This window comes from Hahella chejuensis KCTC 2396, assembly GCF_000012985.1.
GTDB lineage: Bacteria > Pseudomonadota > Gammaproteobacteria > Pseudomonadales > Oleiphilaceae > Hahella > Hahella chejuensis.
The window spans coordinates 2,789,753-2,802,045 of sequence record NC_007645.1 but is presented as its reverse complement, the minus strand read 5'-3'; the positions used below and the strand labels follow the sequence as shown (position 1 = coordinate 2,802,045).

General features: G+C 45.6%; 8 protein-coding genes. 1 reads left to right on the top strand and 7 read right to left on the bottom strand.

Going from position 1 to position 12,293, the window contains the following annotated elements:
• Positions 1-5: 5 nt before the first annotated feature.
• Genes HCH_RS12330 through HCH_RS12320 form a run of 3 tightly spaced genes read right to left on the bottom strand, consistent with a single transcriptional unit; the run spans position 6 to position 3,135 of the window.
• Complete coding sequence (locus tag HCH_RS12330; protein WP_011396582.1) at positions 6-1,262, bottom strand: glycosyltransferase family 4 protein; 1,257 nt, start codon at positions 1,260-1,262, stop codon at positions 6-8.
• Positions 1,259-2,584, bottom strand: coding sequence for an O-antigen ligase family protein (locus HCH_RS12325; RefSeq protein WP_011396581.1), 1,326 nt, complete (start codon positions 2,582-2,584; stop codon positions 1,259-1,261). Before HCH_RS12325 ends, HCH_RS12330 begins: the two co-directional genes overlap by 4 nt.
• A complete protein-coding gene (locus HCH_RS12320) occupies positions 2,584-3,135 on the bottom strand; it encodes a hypothetical protein (protein WP_148212553.1) in 552 nt (183 codons plus the stop codon). The genes HCH_RS12325 and HCH_RS12320 overlap by 1 nt, the downstream gene beginning before the upstream one ends.
• Positions 3,136-3,401: 266 nt before the next feature.
• Between HCH_RS12320 and HCH_RS12315 the strand changes: the two genes are divergently transcribed.
• Positions 3,402-4,496 carry an ATP-grasp domain-containing protein gene (locus tag HCH_RS12315; RefSeq protein WP_202945304.1) on the top strand — a complete coding sequence of 365 codons (1,095 nt, stop codon included), beginning with the start codon at positions 3,402-3,404 and terminating at the stop codon, positions 4,494-4,496.
• Between the two features lie 77 nt (positions 4,497-4,573).
• Here the strand turns inward: HCH_RS12315 and HCH_RS12310 are convergent, their stop codons facing one another.
• The 4 genes from HCH_RS12310 to HCH_RS12295 form a co-directional block, all read right to left on the bottom strand.
• Entirely contained in the window at positions 4,574-5,671 is a 1,098-nt protein-coding gene (locus HCH_RS12310) for a glycosyltransferase family 4 protein (protein ID WP_011396578.1), read from the bottom strand.
• Positions 5,672-5,701: 30 nt separating this feature from the next.
• Positions 5,702-9,949 (bottom strand): non-ribosomal peptide synthetase, encoded by a 4,248-nt coding sequence (locus tag HCH_RS12305; RefSeq protein WP_158304954.1) that lies wholly within the window; start codon positions 9,947-9,949, stop codon positions 5,702-5,704.
• A gap of 88 nt (positions 9,950-10,037) precedes the next feature.
• Complete coding sequence (locus HCH_RS12300; protein WP_011396575.1) at positions 10,038-11,411, bottom strand: FemAB family XrtA/PEP-CTERM system-associated protein; 1,374 nt, start codon at positions 11,409-11,411, stop codon at positions 10,038-10,040.
• Between the two features lie 8 nt (positions 11,412-11,419).
• Positions 11,420-12,286, bottom strand: coding sequence for an XrtA system polysaccharide deacetylase (locus HCH_RS12295; RefSeq protein ID WP_202945303.1), 867 nt, complete (start codon positions 12,284-12,286; stop codon positions 11,420-11,422).
• Positions 12,287-12,293 lie beyond the last annotated feature (7 nt).

Genomic DNA, 12,293 nt, shown 5'->3' with positions numbered 1-12,293 from the left:
GTTACTTATTTCTCAGGTGAAATAGTTGACTCATATATTTCGCATATACGATCAGCGTATTGTGTTGGAAGAAAGTGTTCTTTGACGCTCGCCTTTGCGTTCTGGGTTACAAGCTCCCTGAATGCAGCATCCATCACCACCTTCTTAATCGCCATAGAAAACTCTTTTGGGTTTCTAGGATCAACCAAGAGCCCTGTGACACCATTGTTGATCAATTCCTTTGGAGCCCCTAATTTAGAAGCAATAATAGGTACGTCAGACGCCATCGCCTCTGTAACTACAAGTCCAAAAGGCTCCGGCTCTATTGACGAGTGAAGAACCAAGTCTACATCCCTGTATACCTCATGCACATCACGAATAAATCCGGCCCAAATTATATTTTTCTCAACACCAAGCAACTCCGCCTGTTTCTTTATTTCTTCAATATAGACATTACCAAAGCCCTCTGTTGAGCCTCCCACCAAGACTAAGTATACATCTTTACCCAGCTCAGCCTCAGCAAACGCTTTAACCGCTTCCAGCTGCCCTTTCCACGCTATAATTCGGCCGAATACAGCTATTAAAAAAGAATTGCTAACTAAGCCATACTGGTCGCGTAGACCCGAGTTTTTTTCTTTATCATGTTTTCCCTCGTCCCTAACAAACTGGTCACTAACCGGATTCCAAACAGTAACCAGTTTACTTTTAGGGTATCCATGCTTAGCCGCCGAATCGCTAACATAATTAGAAATGGCCAAATAGCATGCGACGCTTGACTCAAAAATCCTGTGCAAAAATGATCTTCTTTCTTCAACCACTCCATGAATATGCCAAACACACGGGGTGCCGGTGATTGCAGCCGCCATCAAGACATAAATGCTATTATTAACATGTACAACATCTATTTTTCTCTTTTTTATTATCTTACACAGATCCAAGACATATCTTAGATTCACAACCAACTCATAAAGAGAGAGGAAATATACTATTAACTTTCTAACAACTCCCCACCTGACTCGGCGTATTTTTTCATACGCGTTAAACCTGTCCACATAAGTATATGCGGGCCGGAGTGACAAAACATCAAAATCACCACCAATATCAATCCATTTAGATACATCCCCCTCAATTGCCGACACAATTGTTGGGTTATACCCCGCTTTTAAATTCTTCGCGATGGAAACCAAGACTACTAAAGCACCGCCAAATGATACTCCCTGGTCAACTAAAAGGATATTTTTTCCTCCTGAAGCGCGAGAATGGTTAACATCAGTTGTGCTCATTGTTTTAATTTCACCTTAACATTCCATGAGTTATGCATTGTTGTCGTGAGGGCAAAATGAATCCAAAGAAAAGGATAGTAAAGGACCGTCACAAACGAGGCGCTTATCAGCAAACCGATCAAACCTAAATCCATACCATAGCTTAGATAGTAATAAAATTTATCATCGTACTTCTCTGCTTGCTTCCTGACAGTCCTATTTGTTTTAAAGGAAACAAAAAGCAGTAAAAACAAGACGAAAAGGCCTGAGTATCCTAGCTCGCTTCCGCATTGAACAAATATATTATGGACTAGCTTGCTTCCCTTTTCTTCAGGGGTAAAGTTTCTTGGGTAGAAAGTTGTCCATGCATCATGACCAACTCCCAAAAGGGGATAGTTATTCAATGTCTCCCAACCGTGCTGCCAGCGCTCCATTCGGTGCAAAGAAGTTTTGTCTTCGCCAGAAGACTGAAACCTTGCCTTTGACTCATCAGGAACGAAATACCAGATAATACTACCTATAATCGTAACTGCCAGCAGTGTCCGAATGAGATACTTTGTTTTACTTAAAGCCATTAGCCCGCTAGCGGCTAAACCAACCAATGCACCACGGGAAGATGAGGCAATAATGGTCCCAGTTCCACTAAAGGGCATAAAAAAGAATATGTACTTCCAGATTTTATTCCAATAGCTCTTCAACGCCATAACAAATGCAACGGCAAGTGGGACGTAGATTGCCATCTGTATACCTACTTCACCGCTATTATGGAACCAGCCAGGAGCGCCAGTAACTCCCCAACTTGCAAAGCCAAACCCTCTGGAAGCCCAACTTATAAAACCGTGTTGCGACATTTTCAGTGAGTATATAAGAAACGACAGAAAGAATATAAAAAATCTTTTTGGCGTATTGACTATTTTAACAATAAGAAAATATATAATAAACCAATCACTAAACTTCCATAAGTTATCAAAAGAAACAGAAGAGTATTGAGAAAAAGCCGATGACAACAATACAACAAGAAAATATGCAACCATCAATTTATTTAGAGGGTGCGCCGTTTTTATTTTCTTTTTCTCAAAAAAAAGAATCCCCATGATAGCAGTTAGGAGACACACAGGAACCCAAGGAAGGACATCTAACCAGTTATATATAGACTGAGGGCGGACATACTCAAAAAATAGATATCCGCAAATACCAATAAAGGCAATCCCTTCCGCACGAATAGTGTGGTAATAGTACTTCAAATCCATTGAGTAAAGCCTTTCCATATCCGAGTCTATGGAAGTCTCTGCTTTCTTTTTAGGGAAAGCGCCACCCGGGCTTTCAAGTTGAGGGAAATTCATTACAGGCTTTTCTGCAGGATATCGAGCTTCAACTCAATAGTGTCGAAGACCTCGTTAAAAACAGCCACTTCCTTACCGTATGGATCTGGAATGTTGGGAGTTTTATTTTCCCCTAGCATCCCTAGAATCAGAATGTGAGTTCCACTTCCGTTTTTTTGGTAGGGCTGTAGAGCTTTCACCATGTAAGGCTCCATCACCACCAGTAAATCACTTTCTCTCAGCGCCACATCTTGTATCCGGGTGCTTTTGTGGCCTTGAAGATCCAGCCTTCTGCCGGCAGCCACATCTTTAGCGGTCGGATTGGCAGGAGTGTTTCCGTCAGTAGCTAGACCACAGCTTATAATTTCAACCTTGCCAGAAGAGTCATCTTTTGATAAGACGTTTTTCAAATAAGCTTCTGCATATACGCTACGGCATACATTCCCTTTACAGATAAAAATTACTCGTTTTGGAGAAAATCCTAAGGGAAGAATTGAGTATCTTTTATATAATCCCACCACCATACAAAGATATTCAGTCATAAACTTCAATATTTTTTTTAGCTTACCCAAATGAATCACCTTATTCTAACGCTTGGCGCATTTAGCTCTAGGAGCGCGATTATAGAGACTGCGCGAAGCTATTCAAACCGCAGTGGACAACTTTTGACAGTTCAACACATACACAATTACTATCACTGGCATTTCAGCAACGAAACCCTACTCAATTTCTAAGTGACTGATTCACAATGACCAACATTCGCGCCCTAGTACTAGACGCCAATCAACGCTCAGCTCTCGCCGCTACTCGCTCTTTGGGCGCTCAAGGCATTTGGGTCATGACCGCAGACGAAAGCCTCGAAACGCTGGCGGGAGCTTCCCGTTTCTCTCTTGACAAGGGGGTATACGCATCCCCTTACACCAAGCCATCCAACTTCTTTGACGATATATTGAAAATAGTATCCGAGAAGCAGATCAACTTCCTTCTGCCCGTTACGGAAGCCTCAACCTATGTCATCCTGGAGAACAGGGATAAGCTGCCAAAAGGCTTAATTCTGCCATTTTCCAAAGCAGAGTCGATAGAGCATTTGGCTAACAAAAATCGCCTGTTTCAACTCGCCCAGTCTCTGGGACTGCCAACTCCACATACTCAGTATATTGAAAGTATAGAGCAGGCGCAGAAGGCGTTATCCGACATTACTGAATACCCTATCGTATTAAAGCCTTTTAAATCGCGCATTCTTACAGACCGAGAAATCATCAGCACTACCGTGATCATCGCTCACTCCCGGGCAGAGGCTGAGGAGGCTCTTAAAAGGCGCTATTTCCGTGACTATCCCTTCATGATTCAGTCATATATCAAAGGAGAGGGACAGGGTTTATTCGCCCTTTATTCCCAAGGGAGTCCTGTTTGCCACTTTTCCCACCGCAGACTCAGAGAAAAACCGCCATCGGGAGGCGTCAGCGTGCTGTGCGAATCAAAAGAGGTCGACACTCGCATGAAGCAAATTTCTGACACTCTACTCCACCACGCAAATTGGAACGGAGTAGCTATGGTGGAATTCAAGGTAGCAGATGACGGCACACCGTACCTGATGGAAATCAACCCTCGATTCTGGGGCTCACTCCAACTCGCTATCGACTCAGGCGTAGATTTTCCTTATCTACTTCTAACATCCTTTGTTAACGGCGAAACAACTCCTGTCAACTCATTCGTGGTCGGACAAAAAATGCGCTGGTTACTGGGCGACCTAGATCGCTTGTACCTAGTATTGAAGTCCCCGGCTCATCAATATTCAGCAGGGCGAAAGTTGGTTGAATTACTTCGCTTCTTTCTTCCAAATGGCAAAACCAAGCATGAAGTCAACAGACTATCCGACTTCAAGCCATTTATATTCGAACTAAAAAAATACCTGCGCGATTTACGCAGCTAGAGCCTCGTCGAAACACTCAGAACGCACCAGTGAATCTTACAGAGGACTGAGCATGCCCCCCCCTTTAAGCTAGGGGACTATACAGTGAGATTGTCGTATAGGCCTTCGTAGGCTTGCACCATGTTTACCAGTGAAAACCTCTCTCTTGCTGAGTCTAGCGCCGCCTGGCGCAACCTCTCAGCATACGCTCTATCCCTAAGTTTGAATAAGGCCGTTTTAACAGCTTCTGGATCCCCAACGGGAATCAACTGGCCCGTAATCTCGTCTTCGACGATCTCTTCCGGCCCTCCACTACGCGTCGCCACCACCGTCACACCCGCCATCATGGCTTCGACCGTTGCGATAGAAAACCCCTCACTAATGGAGGTTAAAAGAAAGACATCCGCTTGCCCCAATATTTCCTTTACATCTGAACGAAAGCCAAGAAAGTGTAGATTAGGCAATCCACCATGAGTTTCAACTCGTTTCAATAATTCCGCATAGAGGCTCTTTTTCTGATCCCCTACAACAACAAAGTGGTACTCTTGGGCAGTCTTCATTTTGGCCGCTGCGTCCACCAGATATTCATAGCCTTTTGCAGGGCGTATATTACCCACAGAAAGCACAACAATGGCGTCGTCAGATAAACCAAGCTCACTCTTTAATGTCCCACTTCGCCTCGAAAAGAGCCCAGGGTCAACGCCATTGTAGATAAGCTTTAACTTACAACTCTCAAGCTCCCCTCTTTGCTTTAACTCCTCTTCCAGCTTTCTAGATACACAAACGATTGAGTCCGCTCCAAGACTTATTAGCTTAAACTTGATGCGTAGCAATCTTTCCTGTCTTGCTACGTCCACACCACCATGAAATGTGGCTATCATCGGCTTGCGCGTTAGCATGGCGACAAGAGCGCCATATACATTGGAGCCCATTAAGTGAGCATGAATCACATCTATCTTCTTTGATCGGACAAATTGCACCAGCGCCCAAGCATAGCCAAGATTAAAGCTCCCCTTAGAGTCAATGAATACAGGTTCCAGGCCAGACTCACGAACTTGATCCGCAACCCATCCCTCTCCACGCAGAATAACGTGGTGTTGATATTTGTCTTTGGACAAGTTCCTTAATAATTGGATAAAAACAGTCTCTGCACCGCCAGGACCAGTGGTGTCGATTAAATGCAATACCTTCTTCATAAACTAGTTATAACCACCCCTCTCGACACTCTACTCTTGTTCACGAAGAAAACCGGCAAGCACCCGTTTTGCTTCATCAGACTCTAGAAACTGCGCGTGCTCCGCATCGACCGTCTCCACTTCAACTCTACCCGTCAGATGCTTCTCCCAACCCAACCATGGAAAACTGTAGGCCCCCGCTTTTTCTATTGGCAAACGCAACAATATAACGCTGCCGCCATAGGTCCGCTCACGATGCCTCTCCATTGCAATTCTATTAGCCCTACGGACTTCGAAAACTCTCAATGTTTGGGGTAAACGAAGACCAAAGGAGCGATAAAAACTCACTCTAGCCACCTGAAGATAATACTTGGAGCGAGCAGAAAAGCTTTGCACCACTTTTTCCCAAATGCCTCGTCTATCTATCTCCGCACTTTCACGTTCACTTTTTGCAAAGGGACCTATCGTATCAAGTAAGATTACCCAATCAACTTTAAAACCTTTAGCCAAAAGTTCATTGGCCAACTCTATGGCGATAGTTCCCCCCATAGAGCCTCCTAAGAGACAAACGTGCTTTTTAGCAAGCGTTCGCTCGACCTGGACCGCATAATGCGCAGCCATCTCCAGAATGGATTCGAAGGGTTTACTCACGCCATCCAATCCCGTGGACTGGATTCCATATACAGGCCGGTTCAACCCCTCAAAATCAATCAAAGCTTTGTAGGCCAGCACATTTCCACCAATAGGGTGAACGCATATAAGTGGCGTTTTCGCTCCCCCTGGCGACAGCGAAACAATATTACGCCAGTGAGAGTCGCCCCCTTCTTGTGAAGATGTGTCTTCATCAGTCTCTTGAACATTATCATTGGCCGCCAAAATACATCCCAATTCTTTTGCTAAAGATCTTGGCGTTGGCGCTTTAAATAGCAGTGCTAGCGGTGCGTTTATTCCACACTGTCGGTGTAACTGGTCAAAAATCTGCAAGGCTTTTATAGAGTGGCCGCCAACTTCAAAAAAGTTAGCGTCCACATCAAGACTGCTTAGTCCTAAAACATCTTTCCATACACCAATGACCTTTTCCAATAGAGCTTCGTTCACCATAAGGTCAGTCGCCATCTTATCTGGGTCATAACCTTCTTTCGGAGAAGCCTTATTAATCCAATACCCAGCCTGTCCTTCTAACTCCAGTTTAGACTTACCCACTTCCAGACTCTCTATCAGGTTAGTAAGAGTACGAGTGAAGTCAGACATCATGGCTCTTGAGGTTTGCTCAGTGAAAAGCGCTGAGCTGGTTTGGAACCTGAACGTAAGGTCACTTCCATCGAAGTCCACAAATAGAAATATCTCTCCTTGTGTGTAGCCGGCATCGACATGAATCGGCCGTAGCTTTCCAATGCTTTTTACTGTTTTTTTTCGCCTAGAAAAATCATTAAAGGTAATATAGGCCTGCGCTAAGGTCGGCCTGGATGGATCCCGGTCAGCGTGCGCCGCGGACACTATTTTATCGAATGACAACCCTCCATGCAGAAGCGCTTGGTTTAAAGTTTGCTCTACATACTTAATTTGCTCAAAAAGGTTCTTTTCCTCTCTATTCAACCTAAGCGGTATCGTATTAAAGAACATACCTATAGAGTCTTGAAGGCCCTCTTTGGAGTCTCTACCGCTTGTAGCAGTGCCCAATACTAGGTCTTCGCTATCTGATACTCTTCTCAACCATGCCGCATAAGCGCAAACCAATATGACAAATGGTCTGGTACGGACTAAGTGAGCAACGCTGAGCAAACGTCCAGTGATATCTTCGCCAAGAAAAGCTGAGTATTGTCGCCCTTTAAAATCAAAGTAGTCTGGGCGCGGATAGTCCGTTGGAAGATTTAAGGCAGGCAACGGCCCTTTTAGATTTTGACCCCAGAAATCCGCACATTCTCGCAAGCCATCGCTTTCTCTCACTAAATTGACACTGTCCCAACCTAGCGAAGTCTGCGCTCTCAAATCCGCACCTTCCATCAATTGCTCGTACAAATCGAATAAACGGTTCCATACCAACAATTGAGAGATACCATCCAGCAAAATATGATGAGTAATCATTTGCAGGGCGATCAACTTTCCATCCGCTTCATAGGCTACGAAGCGGACTAACAACTCCTCGCCAAAATCAAACTCTCTTTTCGCTTCCTGATGGAGATAGCTATCAAGGGAGCCGGAATCCAGATACAGATCTCTAACCTCCAGCGGCGTTTCAGGCTCTTCTCGCAACTCCCAGCTTAAATCTTCAGCGTTTAAATGTAGCCGTATCGCTGGAGTGGCTTTCATTAAAGCGTCTATAGCCACTTTTAACAGGTCAAGCTCACAACCCCCCTCCAGCATAAAAGCTTCAGACTCGTTGAAGACACTACTGGAGCCCGCCAGCTGGCATATAAACCAAATTCGCTTCTGCCCATCGGTCAAGCTTCTATCATTTTTTGCAGGTGCGTCCGATAGACTCCTTTCTTCGGAAAAAGAGGTTATCAGGTCACACTGCTCCATAAAGAGCGGATGGGCAATCAAAAGATTAATGCTTACGAATTTGCCAAACTCTTTTTGGATCTCTACCGAGAGGCGAGCAGAGGCCAGGGAATGCCCTCCCAATTCATTAAAATGATCATAGGGGGTTTTAGGCGCACTACCTAATACCCCCCCCCACACTTTCGCAAGCCTCAGCTCCGTATCTGTAGCGAAGCCTGACTCAGTGTCGTCAGTCGACTCAAGACTGGCTTCAACATCTTTTTTTAGCGCCTTTTTATCTATCTTTTTATTTGGTGTCTGCGGAAAACATTCATAGGCCCGCCACAATCCTGGCGCCATATAAAACGGCAGAACTTTCCGTAGATCATTCTCAATTGCAGGAAAGGCCAGTTTCTCACCGACAAACCGAACACAACCTACCAGAACGTTATCACCCGCCGCATTAGAAACAGCGACAACAGCTGCGTCTGCGATGCCTGGAACCTGCCGCAATACTGCTTCAACTTCTCCCAGCTCAATCCGAAAGCCGCGTATCTTTACTTGGTTATCGAGACGGTCCAGATAACGCAAACTCCCATCTTGCCTCTGCTCGACAAGGTCTCCCGTACGATAGAACGTTTTGGTTTGACCATTTTCAACCAGCGATATAAATCGATCAGAATTTAATTCAGGACGCCTAAAGTAACCGGGCGACAGGCACTCTCCGCCGATTAAAAGCTCTCCAGAACCGCCAGCGCCAACCGACTGCAAAGCCTCATTGACCACACGGAGTTCAATATTAGCGTATGGCTCGCCTAAAGGAATGAAGCCAGCCTCAATATCTTCTGCGCCAACCTTATGACTAGTTACCCAAACAGTGGCTTCAGTTGGCCCATACATATTCCATACTTCACCAGCACTACAGAGCAGCTTGGCAGCCAAGTCCGATGGAAAGGCTTCGCCTCCACATAAGATTTTCTGATATTGATTCGGCTTCCAGCCTAGCTCCAGCATCAACCGCCAAGTAGCTGGCGTGGCCTGTAAGACGTTGATGCCATTATCTTCGATAATTGCAGCCAGTCGATCTGGAGAAAGCGCATCCCCTTTTTTACAAACATATACGCACCCCCCCAAAACTATTGGTAGAAACAGCTCTAGCACGGAGATGTCAAAAGAAATAGTGGTTAGACCAAGAAACCGGTCACCCTCTTGCGTTCCTATCTTTTCATCAACGCCATATAAAAAGTTTATCGCCGCACGATGCGTAATTGGGACGCCTTTAGGCCTTCCAGTAGATCCTGAAGTAAAAATGATATAAGCCAGTAACTCCGCCGTATTGGTCCTGCGTTCGGAAAGGCGCACATACTCATCTCTGAGCGCATCGAAAGAACGCAACGTAACGCCCACTGCATCCAACTCAAACCTATCAAGCAAAAGAAGGTTTTGCGTACTTTCAACCAAAGAAAGCGTAGAAGGCTCATAAATCGCGGCTGACACATCCGCATCTTCAAGGATAATTGCAATTCTCTCGGCAGGAAAAGCTGGGTCCACAGGGACATAAGCGGCGCCCGACATTCCAACACCCAGGAGCAAAGCAGGAAGATGATGGTCTCTGTTAACGCATACAGCCACCCTATCGCCAGGCTTTACGCCCAAGATATTGAGCCGCTCAGCCACGGATATAGACTGACTTAATAACTCTAGATAAGTGAATTGACCATCTTCCGATTTGACTGCATGACAGTCAGGAAAGCGCTGGGCTGCAGCAATTAGAGCCTCCGGCAACCCCCACTCTTCTTGCTTGGCGATAGCGAACAACTCTCGCCTCCGCCCTCTATTCCCAAGAGTGCTACTCATTACTTTACTCTGCAGTTTAGGTTCGACGCGGTAAAAGTTTCTCAACCGCCTATGGCAAGTACTTGACCAGCAAAGGGCCCACCATATTAGTGAGCCAAACAGGAAGCCTCTTCCAAACTGCTATAACCAACTTGAACTTTGGATTATCCGGGTTCAATTTGGGCGCGTCCCTACCTTCCGCCAGGCAATAGTCCCAATGCAACCTGACGGGAGTCGCCCCCCACTGCTGTTTAAACTTATAGGTGCCACTGCCTTCAGTGCAGCGCCCAAAATCAAATATTTGATACTTCTGATGAATACTGAACTTAAGTATTTCCCAGTACATCAGCATATTAATTCCAGAGCTATTAGCCTCCTGAAGCGTAGAAGCCCAGGGAATTTCCATGCGTCGCCCATGTCCAATAACAATTGCGCATGCGACTACAGTCTTGTTTAACCTGCCTATGACAACTCTAGCAGATTCTCCGTATGAACTAAGGAAACCATAAAAAAAGTTTCTGCCATAAACCGGCGTACCAAGATCTCTCATATTCCTTGAGAACACCGCATAAAAGTCGTCTAGTAACTCGGCGCCACCAATGGTAACTTCAGCGCCTTCCTTTTGCGGCCGCTTAATCTGTGCTCGAACCTTTGGTTTAAAGCTCAACCACAAATCATCTTCCTGCTGTGGTAACGCAAGCCAGAATGTCAGCTTTTCTGTTCGTTGCGGCAACCTCAGGCTGGATGGCGTCAAATGCCGTAATTCAATATGCCCTGCTCCAACTTGGTCACGCCAGCGCACAGCATCAGCGAGCAGTATTTGAGCGACTTGCCTGCTGTCCGCGAGAATACCGCCATAGTTAAAATACGGTGCAGAGACAATAAAATTTCCAAATAGACGACTGTTCAATTGAGTAAGCGGCAGAACACCGACGATCCTGTCTGTCTCGTCAAGCGCACAAATAAAGCGGCATGGGTGACCGTACACTGACTCAACGAACGATTTCACCCATATCTTGTGATACGGGGAAGACTGCGGATGCTGGTCAACGTAATCATCCCAAGATGCACGCAAGCCCGGTTCAGCGTCTATTTCCACGACGCGAAATGCTTTTGTTGCAAGACTTAGGATCTGTGGCGCAGAGGAAACCTCTTCAATAACCTGTTGTAGCTTCTCTGCCTGCTTAGCCTTATCTTGCTGGCCATCCGTAAGCATTTCATCATTCGACCAGTCACCCTGCTGGCGTTGCGCTTTTTTAAGCGTCTTGATATGAGCCGCTACTTCTTTAAATTCGGCTGATATTGCCCCCATTTCAACAATGAGTTCATTCGCATCGGAGCCATTTTTCTTAGCTTCGCCAATTAAACGCGACAGCTCGCCTTTGCGCGCCTTAAGTTGATCTTCTCTCGACTTCAGGCTGTCTAAGTTATATGTATCATTCATAACAGGCGTTAAACCGCAACTGGAACTGAGTCGATAGACTGGGCCTTAAGTACTTCTGAAACCGTAGTAAAAGAAAAGTCATCCAGCAACGCCTCCAACCTGGAAAAGCACACATCCAGGTTATTGTAGTGCCTAAACGTAGACAACATACTGGCCTTGACTCGCGGCTGTTTCGGATCAATTTCCCATGGATGCAAGTAAAAGATAAAACTTCGTCCCAAACTATTTACCCGCCCTAGTCCCCAACGCGTAAGCCAATAAGGAAACAACCTGAAGTAGCCGCCGCCAGCAATAGGCAGTCTATATTTACCAATCGGGCAAGTAGTTAAGGGAAACTCAACAATCTGCTTGCCATTTGGCGCTTGCAGTATGTAGGGATCTTCCGGCGTATTTGGCATCCCATACCGATCGTGCCTTACCGGAAAAATACTTGAATCCCACTTAAACCCCAAGTCACACAAAATATCCAGCGCCCACTTGGACTTGGCGGTTATTGAATAACTCGCCGCCCGATATCCCTCTACTGGCTGCTGAATGATATTTTCCAGAATATCTTTGGATTTGGCGGTTTCTTCCCTGAATACTTCTGGAGTCTGCGAGTAAACCAATTGGTGGCTGTAGCCGTGTGAGGCCACTTCGTGGCCCGCCTGATGAATATCAGTGACAATATGAGGATATCTTTCCGCCACCCACCCCAAAACAAAAAAAGTGCCTTTCACACCTTTCTTGTCAAATAACTCAAGTAAATTTCGCGTGTTCTTTTCCACGCGACACTCTCGATTCGACCACTCATCAACGCTAATTGATTCCGCTAGCGCCGCAACGTGGAAATAATCCTCTACATCTATAGTTAAGGCGTTCTGCAAGACAACCACCTATATG